This is a genomic window from uncultured Cetobacterium sp. (assembly GCF_945952365.1).
Lineage (GTDB): Bacteria > Fusobacteriota > Fusobacteriia > Fusobacteriales > Fusobacteriaceae > Cetobacterium_A.
The window spans coordinates 1-19690 of record NZ_CAMFHX010000023.1 but is presented as its reverse complement, the minus strand read 5'-3'; the positions used below and the strand labels follow the sequence as shown (position 1 = coordinate 19690).

Annotated in this window: 17 protein-coding genes and 1 pseudogene; 9 read left to right on the top strand and 9 right to left on the bottom strand. The window is 29.8% G+C overall.

Going from position 1 to position 19690, the window contains the following annotated elements; all coding sequences use genetic code 11:
- The first annotated feature begins 14 nt into the window (after window positions 1-14).
- Genes Q0O83_RS08690 through Q0O83_RS08680 form a run of 3 tightly spaced genes read left to right on the top strand, consistent with a single transcriptional unit; the run spans window position 15 to window position 4250 of the window.
- On the top strand, window positions 15-1718 hold the full coding sequence (locus tag Q0O83_RS08690) for a solute:sodium symporter family transporter (protein WP_294096255.1): 1704 nt from the start codon (window positions 15-17) through the stop codon (window positions 1716-1718).
- A gap of 9 nt (window positions 1719-1727) precedes the next feature.
- Window positions 1728-3989 (top strand): alpha-galactosidase, encoded by a 2262-nt coding sequence (locus Q0O83_RS08685; RefSeq protein ID WP_294096253.1) that lies wholly within the window; start codon window positions 1728-1730, stop codon window positions 3987-3989.
- Window positions 3990-4001: 12 nt separating this feature from the next.
- Window positions 4002-4250, top strand: coding sequence for a SemiSWEET transporter (locus Q0O83_RS08680; RefSeq protein WP_294096251.1), 249 nt, complete (start codon window positions 4002-4004; stop codon window positions 4248-4250).
- 47 nt (window positions 4251-4297) lie between these two features.
- Here Q0O83_RS08680 and Q0O83_RS08675 read toward each other — a convergent pair whose 3' ends face one another.
- The 7 genes from Q0O83_RS08675 to Q0O83_RS08645 form a co-directional block, all read right to left on the bottom strand.
- Window positions 4298-4885, bottom strand: coding sequence for a CDP-alcohol phosphatidyltransferase family protein (locus tag Q0O83_RS08675; RefSeq protein ID WP_294096249.1), 588 nt, complete (start codon window positions 4883-4885; stop codon window positions 4298-4300).
- Window positions 4886-4889: 4 nt separating this feature from the next.
- Window positions 4890-5870 (bottom strand): ABC transporter ATP-binding protein, encoded by a 981-nt coding sequence (locus Q0O83_RS08670; RefSeq protein WP_294096247.1) that lies wholly within the window; start codon window positions 5868-5870, stop codon window positions 4890-4892.
- Window positions 5845-6519: an ABC transporter permease subunit gene (locus Q0O83_RS08665; protein ID WP_294096245.1), complete on the bottom strand. Its 675-nt coding sequence runs from the start codon at window positions 6517-6519 to the stop codon at window positions 5845-5847. Before Q0O83_RS08665 ends, Q0O83_RS08670 begins: the two co-directional genes overlap by 26 nt.
- A gap of 98 nt (window positions 6520-6617) precedes the next feature.
- Window positions 6618-7409, bottom strand: coding sequence for a hypothetical protein (locus tag Q0O83_RS08660; RefSeq protein WP_294096243.1), 792 nt, complete (start codon window positions 7407-7409; stop codon window positions 6618-6620).
- 73 nt (window positions 7410-7482) lie between these two features.
- Window positions 7483-8646 (bottom strand): ABC transporter substrate-binding protein, encoded by a 1164-nt coding sequence (locus Q0O83_RS08655; RefSeq protein WP_294096241.1) that lies wholly within the window; start codon window positions 8644-8646, stop codon window positions 7483-7485.
- A gap of 8 nt (window positions 8647-8654) precedes the next feature.
- Entirely contained in the window at window positions 8655-9323 is a 669-nt protein-coding gene (locus Q0O83_RS08650) for a TVP38/TMEM64 family protein (protein ID WP_294096239.1), read from the bottom strand.
- An 18-nt stretch (window positions 9324-9341) separates the two neighbouring features.
- Window positions 9342-10667, bottom strand: coding sequence for an NAD(P)/FAD-dependent oxidoreductase (locus Q0O83_RS08645; protein ID WP_294096237.1), 1326 nt, complete (start codon window positions 10665-10667; stop codon window positions 9342-9344).
- Between the two features lie 136 nt (window positions 10668-10803).
- Between Q0O83_RS08645 and Q0O83_RS08640 the strand changes: the two genes are divergently transcribed.
- Window positions 10804-11949 (top strand): (Fe-S)-binding protein, encoded by a 1146-nt coding sequence (locus Q0O83_RS08640; protein WP_294096236.1) that lies wholly within the window; start codon window positions 10804-10806, stop codon window positions 11947-11949.
- 66 nt (window positions 11950-12015) lie between these two features.
- Here Q0O83_RS08640 and Q0O83_RS08635 read toward each other — a convergent pair whose 3' ends face one another.
- Together Q0O83_RS08635 and Q0O83_RS08630 are read right to left on the bottom strand one after the other, a co-directional pair.
- The gene (locus Q0O83_RS08635; RefSeq protein WP_294096234.1) at window positions 12016-13569 is read right to left on the bottom strand and encodes an ABC-F family ATP-binding cassette domain-containing protein; all 1554 of its coding nucleotides are present in this window, start codon (window positions 13567-13569) and stop codon (window positions 12016-12018) included.
- A 104-nt stretch (window positions 13570-13673) separates the two neighbouring features.
- Complete coding sequence (locus tag Q0O83_RS08630) at window positions 13674-14552, bottom strand: Rpn family recombination-promoting nuclease/putative transposase (RefSeq protein WP_294096232.1); 879 nt, start codon at window positions 14550-14552, stop codon at window positions 13674-13676.
- Window positions 14553-14764: 212 nt separating this feature from the next.
- Between Q0O83_RS08630 and arsB the strand changes: the two genes are divergently transcribed.
- From arsB to Q0O83_RS08605, 5 genes and pseudogenes are all read left to right on the top strand, one after another.
- Window positions 14765-15790, top strand: a complete 1026-nt coding sequence (gene arsB / locus Q0O83_RS08625; protein WP_294096230.1) for an ACR3 family arsenite efflux transporter — start codon at window positions 14765-14767, stop codon at window positions 15788-15790.
- A gap of 28 nt (window positions 15791-15818) precedes the next feature.
- Window positions 15819-17447 carry an FAD-dependent oxidoreductase gene (locus tag Q0O83_RS08620; RefSeq protein ID WP_294096227.1) on the top strand — a complete coding sequence of 543 codons (1629 nt, stop codon included), beginning with the start codon at window positions 15819-15821 and terminating at the stop codon, window positions 17445-17447.
- A gap of 300 nt (window positions 17448-17747) precedes the next feature.
- Entirely contained in the window at window positions 17748-18782 is a 1035-nt protein-coding gene (locus tag Q0O83_RS08615; protein ID WP_294096225.1) for a methionine ABC transporter ATP-binding protein, read from the top strand.
- Entirely contained in the window at window positions 18763-19443 is a 681-nt protein-coding gene (locus Q0O83_RS08610) for a methionine ABC transporter permease (protein ID WP_047384789.1), read from the top strand. The genes Q0O83_RS08615 and Q0O83_RS08610 overlap by 20 nt, the downstream gene beginning before the upstream one ends.
- 32 nt (window positions 19444-19475) lie before the next feature.
- Window positions 19476-19690: pseudogene (locus Q0O83_RS08605) on the top strand (hypothetical protein); the annotation flags it as partial.

The following is a 19690-nucleotide window of genomic DNA, read 5'->3' as shown; positions in this document are numbered from 1 at the left end:
GGGAGTGTGGCTTTATGTTAATGTTTTTATCTTTTATTTTCTTTACAGCTTTAGTTGCTATATTGACTTACTATAAAACTAAAGGGGATACATTAGATACAAATGACGGTTATTTTTTAGGAGGAAGAAGTTTAACAGCTGGATTTATAGCAGGGTCTCTTATGCTAACAAACCTTAGTCCAGCAAACTTTGCAGGAATGAGTGCTCAATCTTATACTCATAACATGTCTGTTATGGGATGGGAAGTTTGTTCAGGAATAACTTTGGTACTTGTTGCAATGTTTTTAGTTCCTAGATACTTAAAAGGTGGTCTTACAACAATTCCAGAATTTCTAGAAGATCGTTTTGATCCAGGAGTTAGAAAATTTGTAACGTATCTATTTTTAACTAGTTATGTTTTAAATGGATTACCACCTACACTTTATGCTGGAGCTCTTGTAATGAGTCAACTGTTTGATATTTCTGGTGTATTAGGGGTTTCTTATACAGCTGGAATTTGGATAACAGTTTGGGCAATTGGAATTATTGGGGCAATCTATGCAATTTTTGGTGGATTAAAGGCGGTAGCATTTTCAGATACCTTAAATGGAATAGGACTTATAATTGGGGGATTATCAGTACCTTATTTAGGGTTTAAATTTATAGGAAATGGTTCATTAAGTAGAGGTATCGGAGAATTAATTTTAGCACATCCAGAAAAGTTTGATGCTATCGGTTCAAATTCAGATCCGATTCCATTTACAACTCTTTTTACAGGGATGCTTTTAGTAAATCTATATTATTGGGGAACAGATCAAGGGATTATGCAAAGAGCTTTAGCTGCTAAAAACTTGAAAGAGGGTCAAAAAGGAGTTATGTTAGCAGGACTTTTAAAAATATTTACTCCTGTAATCGTAATTATTCCAGGGATTATTGCTTATCATATCTACGGAGCTAACTTTGCAGAACCAGATTTAATGTATTCACATCTAATTAAAGCTTTAATGCCAAAATACTTTATAGGATTCTTTGCTGCTGTAATGTTTGGAGCTGTTTTAAGTAGTTACAATAGTACTTTAAATAGTGCTTCAACGTTATTTTGTATAAATGTTTATAAACCAATTTTTGGAAAGAATAAAACGGATGCTCAAATAGTAAATAAAGGGAAAATATTTGGATTTGTTATAGCATTAACATCTTTATTTACAGCGCCTTTAATAATGAAAGCACCTCAAGGGTTATTCCAGTATTTACAAATTGTAAATGGCTTCTTCAATGTGCCTATATTTACAATAATTTTTATAGGTTATACAACAAAATATGTACCAGCAATAGCAGCAAAAATTTCATTGGCATTTTTCGTTTCATCATATGCAATTCTTCAGCTTGTGATTAAGCCGGACTTACATTTTTTACATCAATCGGCAATATTGTTCGTTATAAGTTGTGCAATTATGTTAGTGATAGGAAAATTAAAGCCTAGAAAAACACCATATGTTTTAGTAAATAAAAATGTTGTTGAAGTTACTCCTTGGGAGCACCAATACGAAGCTGGAACAATAATAGTAGCTGTAATGTTATCATTTTACGTTATTTTCTCAAAGTATGGATTGGTTACGTTGAACTTTGTGGGATTACAAAAAAACCTAGGAATACTATGGACAGTTACAGCTTTACTAGTTATAACTATTAGAAAATATAGACAAAAATCAAAAGTAGAAAAAGCAATTGAAGCTTAGGGAGGAAAAATGCATATACTTGTAAATCAAAAAAATCTAGAGTTTCACCTTTATAACGAGAACATTAGTTATATTTTAAAAGTTTTAGATGATGGAACTTTAGGACATCTTTATTTTGGAAAAAAAATTAAACATAGAGACTCATATCAACATCTTGTTCAATTTACATCAGCAGAAGTTCCAGTTACTCCAAATGCTTTAGATGACAAAAGAGGTTTCTGTAAAGATATTTTACTACAGGAGTATCCAAGTTATGGAAATGGAGATTACAGAGAACCCGCAATCGTAGTTTTACAAGAGAACGGAAGTAGAATTACAGATTTTACTTATCATTCATATGAGATAGTTGAAGGAAAAGAAAATCTAAAAAATCTTCCAAATACATATGTTGAAAATTCAAATGAAGCTAAAACTTTAAAAATATATTTAAAGGATGAACTTATAGGAGCAACTCTAACTTTAAGTTATACTATATTTAGAGATTATGATGTTATTACAAGAAATGCTCACATAAAAAATGAATCGGATGAAAAGTTGATTTTAGAAAGATTTTTAAGTGCATCTTTAGATTTTAAAGAACCTGATTTTCAAATTGTTCATCTTTCGGGAGCTTGGTCAAGAGAGAGACACGTTGAGATAAGTGAAATAAACCAAAATAAATTTGTAATAGATAGTAAAAGAGGAACAAGTAGTGTAAATAGCAATCCATTTATAGCTTTAAAAAGAAAAGAAACTACAGAATTTTCAGGAGAAGTTTATGGTTTCAACTTAGTTTATAGTGGAAATCATATAGAGATGGTTGAAAAAAACCAATATAACAAACTTAGAGTTTCGATCGGTATGAATCCATTTAACTTTAATTGGACACTATTAAAAGGTGATGAATTTCAATCTCCAGAAGTTGTAATGAGTTATTCAAATACTGGTATGAACGGACTTAGCTTAAACTATCATAGACTTTACAGAGAAAGATTAGCTAGAGGAGTTTGGAGAGATAAAGTTAGACCAGTATTACTTAATAACTGGGAAGCTACATATTTTGATTTCAATGAGGAGAAAATTTTAGACATAGCTAAAAAAGCAAAAGAGCTAGGTGTTGAACTGTTTGTTTTAGATGATGGATGGTTTGGAGCTAGGAATCATGATAAAGCTGGATTAGGAGATTGGTGGAGTAATTTAGAAAAAATTCCTAGTGGTGTTGAGGGATTATCGAAAAAAGTTGAAGAGATGGGAATTAAATTTGGTCTTTGGTTTGAGCCTGAGATGGTAAATAAAGATAGTGAACTTTATAGAAATCATCCAAATTGGATTTTAAGAGCTCCAAATAGAAAAAATACTCCAAGTAGAAATCAGCATACTTTGGACTTAGGAAGAGAGGATGTTCGTGAATATCTTTATGAGAAAATATCTAAAATATTGAGAGAATCAAAAATATCATATGTGAAATGGGATATGAATAGACCGATGACTGAAGTTTGGTCAGAAGTTATAGATTCTACAAAACAAGGAGAGGTTTTCCATAGATATATTTTAGGTCTTTACGAGCTTTTAGAAAAGTTAACAACAGAGTTTCCAGAAGTTTTATTTGAATCTTGTGCAAGTGGCGGAAATAGATTTGATCCAGGAATGTTATATTATATGCCACAAACTTGGACAAGTGATGATACAGACGCAGTTGAAAGAATTAAGATTCAATACGGGACATCACTTTGTTATCCAGTAGTTTCTATGGGAGCTCATGTGTCGGCAGTTCCAAATCATCAAACAAATAGAATAACACCTATAAAAACACGTGGGAATGTCGCTATTTTTGGAGCTTTTGGATATGAGTTAGATTTGAATAAAATAACAGATGAAGAGAAAGAGATTGTTAAAAAACAGATAGAGTTCTTCAAAGAAAATAGAGAACTAATTCAATTTGGAGATTTTTATAGATTGGTTTCTCCATTTGAGAAAAAATTGAATGATGCAGCATGGATGGTTGTAAGCAAAGATAAAAAAGAAGCTATCGTAGCAAAATATAAAATCTTATCACTTCCTAATGCTGGGTATGAATCACTGTTATTGAGTGGATTAAATGAAGATTATCTATATTCAGTGGAAAGTTTACAAGTTCAGGGAGAGTCATATTACGGAGACGAGCTTCATAGTAGTGGACTTATATTTAAAGAACCTTCATTCTCTGATTTAGGAAATTTACAAATTGAAGGAGAGTTAGATAGCTTAATTGGAGATTTTAAGAGTTGTTTAATTAAATTAAAATCTATTTAAGGAGAAAAAGTTATGATAGATATATTAGGATACTGTGCAGCTTTTTTAACAACAGCTTCATTTTTACCTCAAGCTATAAAAACTATAAAAACAAAAGATACAAGTGGAATCTCACTTTTGATGTATGTAATGTTTACAATAGGAGTTTTTGCTTGGTTAATCTATGGAACTTTTAGAAAAGATATTCCAGTTATTATAGGAAATGCTGTAACGTTGTCATTTGCAATAACTATTTTAAGAATGAAAATTAAATATAAATAGGAGATAAAAATCCCACTAGTAAATTTTTGATTCGCTAGTGGGATTTTTTATTTATCTAGAATTTTTTTAGCTTCAACAAATCTTTGGAAAGCAGTGAATAAAACGATTCCAGTGAATAGATTTATTATAACTCCACTCTTTTCTCTTAATAAAATCATAGCAGATAGCATAATAAAACCTTCAGTTCTTTCAGCCAATCCAGCTTGATAATAAAATGTTTTTTCACCTTTATTTTGAGCTAAAGGTCCTGTTGTTAAAAAGATTGTCATAGATATAATTATACTGATTGCTAACAAAAGAGAGATAAAGCTAAATTGAGGATATTTATATGCTACCCCAATTATAACTGACCCTTCAACAACTCTATCAAAAGTTATATCCATAACAGTCCCAAAAGCTGTAGATGACTTTGTTCTACGAGCTATACTTCCATCAACAGCATCAAGATAACCTGATAACCACAACATGATAATAGCTAAGATATTCATATCTATCAAGGCAAAAATTCCACTTGAAATACCAACGATAGCAGCTAAAATTGTTACAAAGTTTGCACTCAATTTTAATTTTATAGCTAAATTTGCGGCTACTTCAATAAGTGGTTGAATATATTTTCTACAGTGTGTATCTAACATTAGTTTATTCTCCTTTGATTAAAATTTCATTATTTTTATTATATAAAAAACAGATGAAATCTCCAATTTTTTCCTTTGGTTCTTTTTCTTGTATGAAATAGAGCTTTATATCTCCAATTAAAATAGTGAGACAATATTTCCCTAATCCAAACTGGATATCTTCAATGATTCCAGTTAAATCAGAGTTTTGAACAATACATAGGTTGTTTCCTCTAAAAGCGATAAAATCAAAACTTTCATCTCTAATTCCAAAAATTCCTTCAAAATCTTTTTTAGAAAGTATATTTTCTATTCCAAGAAGTTTAGCGGTATAGAGTGTTTTAGGGTTGTAATATAAAGCTTGAGGAGTATCAAACTCTAAAAGTTCTCCACCAGACATTACAGCAATTCTATCCGCTAAAAAGAAAGCTTCATCTCTATCATGAGTTACAAAAATAGTACTAATTTTATATTTTTTATGAAGAGATTTAACTAATTTTTGCATTCGTTCTCTTAAATTAAAATCTAATGCAGAGAATGGCTCATCCATTAAAAGAAGTTTGGGTTTTGTCACAAGAGCTCTAGCTATAGAAACTCTTTGCTTTTCTCCTCCACTCAACTCATTTGGAAATCTTTTCTCTTTTCCAGTTAGCTCCATTTCAGAAATTGCTTCAAAAACTCTTTTCTCAATTTCAAATTTACTTATCTTTTGTATTTTCAATCCAAATGCAATATTATCAAAGACATTTAAGTGTGGAAGAAGTAGTGAATCTTGGAAAACCATACTAATCTCTCCATTTTTTATAATATGAGATGGTTTCTTACCCTCTATTTTAATCTCTCCAGAAAAATCTTCATCTAAACCAGCTATCAAATTTAAAAGAGTTGATTTTCCAGAACCGGATTGTCCCAATATGCCGATAAACTCACCTGAGGTTATTGATAAATTTATATTTTTTAAAAGAAATCCTGAAAATATTTTAGATACATTGTTTATTTGAATCATGTAAATCTCTCTTTCTGTATATATTTTTGGTAAAACTATTTAATAAAAATAGTAAGAGGTATGTAAAAATAATATAAATAACACTGTAAACGGTTCCGTTAGTTATTCCACCATCAACTAGATATGGCATCATTAAAATCGGAAGAGTGATAACTCTTCCACCTCCTATTATAAATGTGATAAGATACTGTGCTAAAGAAACAACTATAGTCAACGAAACTCCAACTAAAAATGAAGGATATATTAAAGGCAACGTAATCTTAAAAAATAGTTGTATAGGATTAGCTCCTAAAATTTTTCCGAGCTTTACATAATCTTTATTTATTGTAAGATATCCAGATTTCATACTTAGAATATAGTAGGGAATAGTTGCAACACTGTGTACAACAGAAACTCCGAGAACAGTATCAATCAGATTTAATTTTATAAAAGCAAATTGTAGTCCCATCGTACTTACCATAACAGGAATTATAAGAGGAAGAGCTATCACAATCATCAGTAAAAAATTTAGTTTAGATTTTTCTCTTGCTAAAAAAGCTGCAACAGGTGTTCCTATTATAAAATTAATTAATACAGTTATAAAAAGAATAGCTGTGGTAGTGATTAAACTTTCATAAGTGCTAGGTGAGTTTAAAACATATACCCACATTTTAAAATTTAGACTTTTAAAAAATATACCCATAAATGGTAATAGAAAAAATAGGCAGATTACAAAATATGTTAAATTTAAAATATACTTTTTCATGATTACCACTCTCTATCTTCAAATTTTGTAAAATATTTAAAAATGAAATATATTGCTCCTGCAAAAATCAAACTTAGACAAGAGATTAATATATTTAAAACCATTATTTTACCTCTCAAATCCAAACTTCCTTTTGCATACATATCGAAGACTAATACTGATAAAACTCTTGGGTGAGTTACTCCTAAAATATAGGGAGTTTCAAATGATGCAAAGAGGTAGCTTAAAACTATAAAGAAACTAACTCCTAAGTTTGGTAAAATTAAAGGTAATACTATTTTTTTAAAAAAGTCTAAACTGCTTAAGTTATAGATTTTACCTAAAGAATCCCATTTCTTTTCAACTCTAAACATTATTGGAAGAGTCATCATGGTCATAAAAGGTAAGGTCTTCCAAATATATGTAAAAATTATACTAATACCATATTTCTCATTTGTTAGAATTGGAAATTGGTTACTCGATAAGACTCCAAATTTAACAAAAAGATTATGAAGAATCCCATTTTTCATAAATACGAGTAAAATGCCATAGGCACTTATAAGGTATGGAATAAAAGTTGGAGATTCAACAATCTTTTGAAATAGTTTTATATGAGCATAATTTTTTCTTTTTCCTAAAAATATTAGAAACAACAAAACTACTGTTAAAGTAATTGAAATAAAAGCAGATATTGTATTTATTTTTACTGTGTAAATAAAACTTTCATAAACTTCTTTTGAGCTTAAAATCTCACGATAAAAATTTAAGGTAAAGCACGAAGGACTTAGAATTCTGTTAAATCCAATAGAGGTCATAAAAACGTAGTATAAGCCGTATAAAAAAAATACTGAAATATATATTAAAAAAGGAGCTATAAATATATATTTTTTAATTTTTCCCAACGTATTCTAACCAACCTTTGTCTATAATCTCTAACTTTTCAGGAGTCAACTCCATCACTCTTTTCTCTGCAAGTTCCTCTGATGATGGGATTTTATCACTTTTATTTAATAAAATAAACTTTTGAACAGCTTCAGTCGGTAGTTTTTTCATATCTAAAATTGTAAAATCTCCCCAATTTTTAGAATCTTGTTTAAGCAGTTGTATCTCTGGTGAAACTAGTTCATTTATAACTTTTAAAGCAGCACTTTTATTAGCAGAGTTTTCTGGAATCGCTAAGTAATGATTATTAAAAAGAGTTCCTTTATCCAATAGGAAACTTTTTGATGTTACAGGATAATCCCCAGATTCAATTTTTGAATTAACCTTATTAATTGTATATCCCATCGTGATATCAACTTCACCAGCTGAATATAATAAATCTAATTTTCCTTCTGACTCTGGATATGTTTCACCTTTTCTCCAAAGATATGGTTCTATCTCATTTAAAAAATTCCAAACAATATTTAAGTTAGCTTTAAGTTCATCAGTAGTCATTTTTGAAATCTCATCATATCCAAGAATATCGATAGCGATATTTCTTACAAAAGCACTACCAGTAAAATTAGAGGTATTTGGATATGTAAATTTTTCAGGATTATTTTTTACATACTGAGATAAAGTCATCCAATTGCTGAAAGGAATCGCTCCTTTGGCAGTGTTATAGATAAAGTTGAATTGAGCTTCTCCAAAAGGAACCTCTAGACCATCAATAGTCTCTCCAAAATCTTTAATTGTTGTACTTTCTTTTATTATGTTTTTATTTTCAATTTTAGCTAAAATATTTTTTTCAAGAACCTCAGCATCTTTTAAAGCTTTAAAGTTTTCACCATTAACCCATAAAATATCGATAGTTCCATTTTTTTTACCAGCTTGTTTTTCTATTATAAGCTTATTTACAACATCTTTAATATTAACAATTGGAACTCTTTTTAAAGTGATATTTTCTTTTTTTGAAATTGATGGAATAACAATGTCATCCATAAAACTATTAATCTCTTTTGAACCACCCCACATATATATGTTAACTTCACTGTTCTCTTTTTTTCCACATCCCGCAACAGCCCCGATTAAGAGAATGGGAAGTAGTGGTTTAATAAATTTTTTTAGCATAGAATCTCCTATCTATTTTTTATTTTGTTTTGAATAACTCTAGTAATAATAGTTAAAGCTAAAAATATTAGAGATGCGATTAAAGATATTTTAGCTGCATCTTTTGTATTTCCAGCAGATATAGCTCCAGCAAGTAAGACGAAAACCGAAGTTCCCGGTAGAATAAATACTATAGAAAAGATAGTATATTTAAAAAAACTGATAGAGGTTAATCCGTAAAGATAGTTTTGAATTCCAAAAGGAAATATTGGTAGTAATCTAGTTACTGCAAGAATAAATGGACCATCTTTTTTAACCCCTTCATTTATTTTTTTAAAAATCTGTAGATTTGAAAACTTTCGTTCAATGAAGTCTTTAGCAATATATCTAGCTATTAAAAATGAAGATATCATTCCAAGACTTGCTCCAATCATAGTATAGATAATTCCATAAACTGGTCCAAATAGTACTCCACCTGCCAAACTAAGAGGAAGAGTTGATATTGTTGTAATAGTTACAATACAGTAAAGTAATATGTAACTTAAAGGAGCTAAGATTCCAAAACTTTCTATTAATGTTTTTAATTGCTCTTTATCTTTTATATATTTCACTCCATCATATTTAAAAAATAGAAAGAAGAGGAAAGCTATAAAGATTATAATGAACAATTTTGCTATTCTTTTTTTGTTATTTTTCACGATTCACCTCCTAGTAGATTATGGTAAATAGCTTTTTAAGTGATCTATATAAGCTTTTTTAGACAGGTTTCTTATATAGTAAGTATATGTAGGATAAGCTTGAATAGATTTCATAGCTTTATAAAATTTAATTTTATTTCCAATCATCAGCTGTAAAAATCCAATAAGTTCGCCAGCTCTTTCACCTATACACAGAGCTCCTACGATATTAAATTTATTATCACAAATAATTTTCAAATAGAAATTCTTTTCAAATGTAATTAAACTTCTATCATTATTTTCATCTAAAGTGTATGTATATATTTTTTTATATTTACTTTTAGCTTCCTCTTCACTTATACCAACTTTAGAAACCTCAGTTTCACCAAATATAGTCCAAGGGATATTAGAATAGTCTATTGATTTCATAATATAAGGGAACAGAAGATTTCTTACAACTGTTTCACCATGATACCCCGCTACGTGTGAAAATTTAAGAGGTGATGCTACATCTCCAATAGAGAATATATTTTTAGATGATGTTCTCATATATCTGTCAACAACGATACCTTTATTATTAAATTCAATCCCAGCTTTTTCTAAATTTAAATTTTTTAAGTTAGGAACTCTTCCAGTAGATATAAAAACTTTTTCAGTTTCAAAATTTCTGTGATTTGTTTTTATTAAAACTTTTTTATTAGACTTATCAAAAGATAAAATCTCTATCTCTTCACAGTTTAAGAATAAATCTATATTTTCCTCTTTCAATCGTTTAGAATAAAACTCTCTAATTTCATCATCCATATTAGGAAGAAAAAGGCTAGATTTTTCTAAAATTGTGACATCTATTCCAAGTTTTTTAAGGGGAAAAGCTAGTTCTAAAGAGATTATCCCAGCTCCAATCATAACTATACTGCAGTAATCATCTTTTATGTAGAAAAAATTTTGGTTTGTTAAGTAATCAATTTTTTCTAACCCTTTTATATTTGGAATAAAAGGAGAACTTCCAGTAGAGATTACAATATTTTTTCCTTTGTATATAGTTCCATTTACAATAACACTATTTTTATCAATAAAACTTCCTTCACCAATAATTAAATCTATATTTTTGAAGTTAGAAACATGAGGTAATTCACTATCACCAACTTTATGTACGTTTTTAAGAGTTTTTTCTAAAACATCTTTTAAGTTTTTAGAAGTTTTAGCTGCAGAGATGAAGCTTTTAGAGGCGATACACCCACTCCAAGTACACTCCCCACCAAGCTTTTCTTTTTCAATAAGAAGAACTTTTTTTCCAGCAGATGCGAGTCCAATAGAAGCTGTAAGTCCACCAGCGCCACCGCCTAAAACAATTGTATGGTACATAAAAAAACCTCCTTAAAATATGATGACAATTATTGTATAATATATAATGTAACATATTAATTACACTATATCAATCAGTTACAAAAAAGTTACTAGTTATTTTGATAAAAATAAAGATATAGATAGAGGAGAATTCATGTCAAATGAGATTATAAAATCAAAAATGAAATATATAGCCGATAACTGTTTAGCAACTTCTGGAAAAAAATCTAGTTGCAAACTTTGTATGAAAGAGTGTCCTATGATGTATAGGTATACTGAGAGTCCGAAAGAGTTGTTCAGTGAATATCTAGAAAAAGGATATGCAAATATGGATCCAAAGATAGCTTTTTCTTGTAATCTTTGTGATCAGTGTAAATTGGTTTGTCCGAAAAAATTAGATTTAAAATCTAGTTTTCAAGATTTAAGAAATGAGTATAGTAAAGACAATGGTGGAAAATCCCCGTTAAAAGGTCATAAAGGTGTAGAGATTCATCAATATTTAGGTGAGACTAAACTTTTTAGTAAAGATATTGATTCACAGAAAGTAAATGTGAAATATCTATTTTTCCCAGGGTGTTCTTTATCGTCTTACAGTCCTTCAGGAGTTAAAAGTATATTAAATCATCTGAATGATAAATTAGAAAACAATGTTGAGTCGATGTTGGCATGTTGTGGAAAACCAACTAGAGATATTGGAGAGGTAGAGTTATTTTCTAGAAAATTTCAAAAGCTAGAAGAGCAATTTAAAGAAAAAAATGTAGAAAAAATAGTTGTTGCATGTCAATCGTGTTATAAAATGTTTAAGGAGAACTTAGATATAGAAACAGTATCATTGTGGGAGTTACTACCAGAAATAGGATTACCTGAAGATAAAATCAATATAGGAATTGGGTCTGATCTTAAATTTAATATTCATGATTCATGTCCAACTAGATTTGAGAAGTCCATTCAAGATGGAGTTAGGTGGATTGTGGATGAGTTGGGATATCAGTATGAGGAGTTTGAATACTCAAAGGAAAAAACAAGATGTTGTGGACTCGGAGGGATGGTAGCTTCAGTTGCTTCGGAGATAAGTGAAGAGGTTAGGAAAAAAAGAGCTGAGAGCAGTAGTACAGGGAATATTTTGACATATTGTGCTGGATGTAGAGAAGCTTTAGAAGTTGGAGAAACAAAAACGCTTCATATAGTAGATTTAATATTTGGAGAGCACCTTAGCAAAAAAGATTTAAAAAAGAAAAATTCGAATCCATTAAAAGGTTGGATAAATAGATATAAAACTAAAATAGAGTTAAAAAAATAAATAAAAGCCACTAGTTTTAAAAATAAATTAGTGGCTTTTCTATTAAATTAATTATTTGTGATAAAATTAGATGATTTTAGTAGACCAATCTTCAACATTCCAAATTTCAGTAGCAACGTCCATATAGAATTCAGGTTCATGACTTACCATTAAAACAGTTCCATTGAACTCTTTTATTGCTCTTTTAAGTTCATCTTTAGCATCAACATCTAAGTGATTTGTAGGCTCATCTAGAACTAAGAAGTTAATTTCACGGTTCATGATTTTAGCAAGTCTAACTTTTGCATTTTCTCCTCCAGAAAGAACACGCATTTGACTCGTGATATGGTCAGTAGTTAGTCCACATCTAGCAAGGGCAGCTCTAACTTCTGCATTTGTAAGTCCAGGGAACTCATTCCAGAACTCATCTAGAGCAGTTGTTGTTGAACTTTCCTCCTCTTGTTTGAAGTATCCAACTTCTAAGAATTGTCCATGCTCAATCTCACCAGATAAAGCTTTTATGTTTTTTAAGATTGTATTAAGAAGAGTTGATTTTCCTAAACCGTTAACTCCTTTAATAGCAATTTTTTGATTACGTTCAATTGTAAAGTTAAGTGGTTTTGTTAATGGCTCATCATATCCGATAACAAGATCTTTAACTGTTATAATCTCTCTAGATGGAGTACGAGCAGTTTTAAATCCAAATATTGGTTTTGGTTTCTCTCTTGCAATCTCTATTATATCCATACGATCAAGTTTCTTTTGTCTATCTTTTGCCAAGTTTGTTGTAGCAACTCTAGCTTTATTACGAGCGATAAAGTCTTGAAGATGAGCAATCTCTTTTTGTTGCTTTTTATAAGCTGATTCGATTTGTCTCTTTTTCAGTTCATACATCTCTCTAAACTGGTAGTAGTCTCCAGTATATCTAGTTAATTCAGCAGCTTCTATATGATAGATTACATTTGTAACTTCATTTAAGAATGGTATATCATGTGAAACTAAAATAAATGCATTCTCATAGTTTTGTAAGAAGTTCTTTAACCAGATTATATGATCTTCATCTAGGAAGTTTGTAGGCTCATCTAGTATAAGAATCATAGGATTTTCTAATAAAACTTTAGCTAGAAGAATCTTAGCTCTTTGTCCTCCAGAAAGCTCTGATACATCCTTTTCAAGTCCAATATCCATTAAACCTAATCCAGCGGCATACTCCTCTATTTTAGAGTCAAGATTATAGAAGTCTCCTCCTTCAAGAATACTTTGAATCTCTCCAATCTCTTCTAAAAGTGAATCCATCTCTTCAGGAGTACAATCTCCCATTTTTGTATAAAGATCCATGATATCTTGCTCAAGTTGGAACATTCCAGCAAAAGCAGATTTTAAAATATCTCTAATTGTTTTTCCTTTTTCCAAAGTACTATACTGGTCAAGGTAACCAGTAGTGATATGATTACACCATGAAACCTGCCCTTCATCTGGCATAAGTTTACCAGTTATAATGTTAAGGAAAGTAGATTTTCCTTCTCCGTTAGCTCCAACAAGACCAACGTGTTCTCCTTTTAAAAGTCTGAATGAGGCATTTTCAAGAATAACTCTAGAACCAAATCCATGACTTACGTCTTTTACATCTAAAATACTCATAAGTTTTTACTCCTAATCTATTTATTAAATTTATTTTTTACAAACAATATTTAAATTTTATCATAAATTTTGAATAAATGATATAGGGTTTATTTAAAATATCTTTATTTTAATTTTTCAATCTCTTCAATAGTTAAGCCAGTTATTTGAGTTATAATATCAAAGCTTAACCCATTCTGTAGTGAAGTTTTAGCAATTTCTAATTTAGCTAATTTTTCTCCTTGAGCCATACCCTGAGCTATTCCTTGAGCTATTCCTTGAGCCATACCTTTAGCTACACCTTTATCTTCGGCTTCTAAAAGTGCATTCATTCTTTCGTTCATTGCATTTTGACGAAGTCTATAATTTTCAGCTTCTTTTGGATCTCTACTTATTCTTGCTAATTCAATTCTAGCTTCATGAAGCTCTTCAAGCATGCTTTCTAGTTCAATAACTTTATCGTCATTCGGATCATTTATAAATGCTGTCCACATACTAAGAGCATCTTTAGTATCAATTTCTTTCATTTTTGGTAGTTCAATAAAATGTATTTCCATAGTATCAGTTAAAATATTACTAGTTTTAGTATTTTTTAAAATATATTTATTATGATAATTTTCTTCTAACAAAAGATTAAAATCTATAACATTTATGCAGATGGTTCTTGGAAGTTCACTATATCTACTTTTTCCTCCATATTCTCCAGAAAAAGCTTTTGACCAATAGTAAAGACTACGTTTTATCATATTTTTTTCATCAGCTCTTTGCATTTCAATATTTATTATCTCTCCTTTATCTGTTTTAGCTAAAACATCTAATCTTGAGAAACTATCTTCAATATATTCTTTTGATAACTCTGTATTTTTTAATTGGACACTAACTATTGGACTTTCTGGTTTTATACATGCATTTAAAAAGGATATCAATATTCTAGGATGTTTTTCTGATCCAAATAGATTTTTAAATACATAATCAACTTTTGGTTCAAATAATTTCGTACACATTTCAATCACTTCCTTTTAGTTTTATTTAGATTATACCATAGTATATGAATCAGTTCAAAAAATAAAAAAATGATATCTTTATTTGAAAATATACAAAATATTACTTCATCAACTATATTAGAAAATAATGATATTCTTATTTACAAAAGAAAAGCTTTGTGATAAATTATAATTAATCACTCATGTGAGAAAATTAATATTTAGGAGGAAAAATGGGATTTTTTGAGAAATACCTATCAGTTTGGGTAGGAATTTGTATAGTTTTAGGAGTTGCAATAGGGATATTTGCACCAGTAGTACCAGAGACTTTAGCTCTTTTTGAATATTCAAATGTATCAATACCAGTAGCTATTTTAATCTGGCTTATGATTTATCCAATGATGTTGAAAATTGACTTTACATCTATAATGGATGCAACAAAAAATACAAAAGGATTAACAGTTACTTGTGTAACTAACTGGTTAATTAAACCATTTACAATGTATGCGATATCAGTGTTATTCTTTAAAGTTATTTTTAAAAGTTTAATACCTTTAAATTTAGCAGATGAATATATTGCTGGAGCCGTACTTTTAGGAGCAGCACCTTGTACAGCTATGGTTTTTGTTTGGAGTCAACTTACAAAAGGAAATCCAGCTTATACTTTAGTTCAAGTTGCTGTGAATGATTTAATATTATTAATAGGATTTGTACCTATTGTAGCACTGCTATTAGGAATAAATAATGTTGTTGTTCCGTATGATACACTAATTCTTTCAGTTGTTTTATTTGTAGTTATTCCACTAATTTTAGGAGCAACTTCAAGACACTATATTATAAAATCAAGAGGCTTAGATTATTTTAGAAATATATTTATAAAAAAGTTTGATAAAATAACAATAACAGGATTACTATTAACATTAACAATAATTTTCTCTTTCCAAGGAAGAAAAATAATAGATAATCCTTTAGATATATTATTGATATCTATACCGCTAATAATTCAAACGTTCTTTATTTTCTTCTTAGCATATGGATGGGCTAAAGTTTGGAAACTTCCTCATGAGATAGCTTCACCAGCAGGAATGATCGGAGCGAGTAACTTCTTTGAGTTAGCAGTTGCAGTATCAATATCTCTATTTGGATTGAATTCAGGTGCTACATTAGCAACTGTAGTTGGTGTTTTAGTAGAGGTTCCTGTGATGTTAATACTAGTAGGAATATCTAATAAAACAAGAGAGTATTTTGTAAAAGCGTAATTAAAATTAAGTAAACTTGGGAGGAAAAATGAAGATAGTTGTAGTTGGAGCAGTTGCAGCGGGGACATCTGTTATAGCAAAAGCTCGTAGAAATAGTGAAGAGGTAGAAATTGTTGCTTATACTTCAGGATCAGATATAAGTTATTCTGGTTGTGGAATTCCTTACTATATTGGAGAAGATTATATAAAAAGAGGAAACTTAACTCCAAGAGATGCTAAATGGTTCGAATCTCGTTTTAATATGAAACTTAACATAAATCATAAAGTTTTATCTGTAAATCCAGATTTAAAAAAGATAGAAGTTTTAAATGAAATAACAGGAGAAATTTTTGAAGATTCATATGATAAGTTAGTAGTTACAACAGGAGCTAGACCTAGAAAAATTGATTTTGATAATGAAAATATATTCTATATAAGAGATGTTGAAACAGGTGATAGATTAAAAAAGTTTATTCATGAAACATCACCTAAAAAAGCTTTGATAGTTGGTTCTGGATATATTGGACTTGAGATGGTAGAAAACTTAGTTCAAAGAGGAATAGAGGTAACTGTTATTGAGATGAGCTCTAGTATAGGAAGAGTGGATTCAGAAATAAGTATCTATCTAGAAAAATATCTAGCTAAAAAAGGTGTTAAACTAATTTTAAACGATAAGATAAATAACATTTCTGAGGATGGAAAAATTGTAAGTACTGAAAATGGAGAAACTTTAGAAGTTGATTTTATAGTAGCAGCGGTTGGAGTGCTTCCAAATGTAGAGTTTTTAAAATCATCAGGAATACAGTTAGGAAAAAGCGGAGCAATAAAAGTAAATAATCACTTAGAGACAAGTTTGAAAGATATTTACGCAGCAGGAGATTGTGCTACAACTTATTCACTTTTAACAGGAGAGGAAACATATGTTCCACTTGGTTCAACAGCAAATAAGATGGGGCGTATTTTAGGAGATAGACTTACTGGTGGAAATTTAGAGTTTAAAGGGATTTTAGGAACGTCAATTTTCAAAATATTTGATATGGCCTTTGCTAGCACTGGATTAGACGAGAAAGAAGCTTTAGAAAAAGGGTATTCAATCGAGATAATTCACAACATAAAACCAAATCAAACAGAGTATTTAGAAACATCTAGAGAGATGGTAATAAAAGCGATTGCTGACAGAAAAAATGGAAAACTTTTAGGTGTTCAGATGCTAGGAGAAAACGGTGTTGATAAGAGAATAGATGTTTTTGCAACACTTTTAACATTTGGAGCGACAGTAGACCAACTATTCCATTTAGATTTAGCTTACGCACCACCATTTTCAACAACAAAAGATCCTGTTAATTACACAGGTATGATTTTGGATAATGCTATAAACGGAAAAAATAAAATTGTAACTCCAAAAGAGTTAGATGAAAAAAGAGATGAATTCTTGGTTATAGATGTTAGAAGTAGATCTCAATATGAAGCGGCTCATATAGAGGATGCCATAAATATACCTCTAGAAACTTTAAGAGAAAAAGTAAAAGAGTTGGATAAAAACAAAAAAATTGCAGTACATTGCAATAAAGGTGTTACAGGGAACATGGGTCAGAATATCCTTTTAAATTCAGGGTTTGATGCATATAATATCTCTGGAGGATATTCAAATTATTCAACTTTAAAGAAAAAAAAATAAAAAAATAATTTGACTTCTAAATTTTCATATGTTAGTATACTTAAAAATAATTTATCGAAGGAGTAGTTAAATGACGAACTATAATTTAATATCAAAAACTACAATGATGAATATGATGCCTATGGGAGTTGGAACCAAAAATTAATTTTTAATTTTGGGACGAACTCATTTTTGCTTACAAAAAGAGAGCTCCCAAGGAATAAAGTTGTTAACATAAAGCTTGGGATTAAATCTCAAGCTTTTTTTTATACAATTTTTTCAAAAAAATTAAAAATATAAAATAATTTGGAGGAGATATATATGATACAACTTAGGAATATTATAAAAACTTACGAGAGTAAAGGTCAAAGCGTCGAGGCATTAAAAGAGTTATCTTTCGATTTTAAAAAAGGAGAGATCACAGGAATTATAGGTTATTCTGGAGCTGGAAAAAGTACGTTACTTAGATGTATAAATCTTTTAGAGATACCTTGTTCTGGAGAGGTTTTAATTGATGGAGTAGAGTTAGGGTCTTTAAATCCAAAAGAACTGCGAGAGAAAAGAAAAAAGATTGGGATGATATTCCAACATTTCAATCTGATGAGAAGTAGAACCGTAGCTAAAAATATAGCTTATCCATTGAAAGGCAGTGGACTTTCAAAAGCTGAGATAGATGAAAGAGTAAATAGTTTGTTGGATTTAGTTGGATTAAAAGATAAAAAAAGTAGTTATCCATCTCAACTTTCGGGAGGTCAAAAGCAAAGAGTTGGAATAGCTAGAGCATTAGCAAATAATCCAGATATAATTCTTTGTGATGAAGCAACCTCAGCCCTAGATCCAGAAACGACAGTATCTATTTTAAAACTTCTAAAAAAAATAAATAAAGATTTAGGAGTAACCATTGTTTTGATAACTCATCAGATGGAGGTTATAAAAGAGATTTGTGATAGAGTTATTGTTATGGAGGATGGATTTGTAAAAGAAGAGGGGGACGTTATAGATATTTTTTCTAGACCGAAAGAGCCAATAACAAAAAGGTTTTTATCCTCAGTTTTCAACAGTGATAAGATAAATGATTACTTAAATGGAATTTTAGTAAAAGGAGATGAAAAAATAATTAAGTTAGCTTATGTTGGTAGTAATACAGAGGAAGCTTATATATCGAGAATATCAAGAGATTATGGTATTGATAGTAGTATTCTTTTTGGAAATATTGAGATTATAAAAGAAACACCAATTGGAAACTTGGTTGTGAAATTGAAAGGGGAAGAGGAAAATATCCAAAATTCCTTAGATTACTTAAATAAAAATAATATATATACGGAGGTTTTAAAAGATGGTAGAAAAGCTATATAGTTCTTTAGAAAATGTAATTAAGTATCAAGATGAGATGGTTCGTGCCATGGGAGAAACTTTGTTAATGGTATCTATAGCAGGAACAATCTCAACGCTGATTGGACTTTTAATGGGAATAGTTTTGGTTGTGACTAGAAAAGATGGAATTTTAGAAAATAACTTAATCAATAGTATTTTGGGAAAGATTATAAATGTGTTTAGATCAATTCCATTTGTGATTTTACTTGCAGCTTTGATTCCTGTAACAAGATTTTTCATGGGAACAACAATTGGATTGAAAGGAGCAATAGTTCCACTTATATTTGGTTCTGCACCTTTTGTGGCTAGACAGATTGAATCAGCACTTTTAGGAGTGGATTCAGGAGTTATAGAAGCAGCGTACTCAATGGGTTCAACACCTTTTGAAATAATCTATAGAGTTTTACTTAGAGAAGCTCTACCTGAAATTATATACGCTCTTATTATAACAACAGTTAGTTTGATTGGATTTTCAGCAGTGGCAGGAACTGTTGGTGGAGGAGGACTTGGAGACTTCGCCATAAGATATGGTTATCAACACTTTAAAACGGATATTATGGTCGTAACAATTGTTATACTTGTGACTTTGATTACAGCAATCCAATGGTCTGGAGAAAAGATATTAAAAAGAATAAAAAAATAAAAAATAAAAATTAAAACATCGGAGGAGAGATTATGAAAAAATTAAGAGTTATTTTATTGGTGGTGCTATCTATTTTAGGAATTATAGGTTGTGGAAAAAAATCAGAAGATGTAACTTCAGGAACTAAGATTGTAAAGTTAGGAATAAATGGTGATGAAAATGTTATTTGGGAAAATGTTAGAGATGAATTAAATATGGTGGGCTCTTTTGTCAAACAGTTTCTCTTAAAACCTAAGCAATTTTTTTG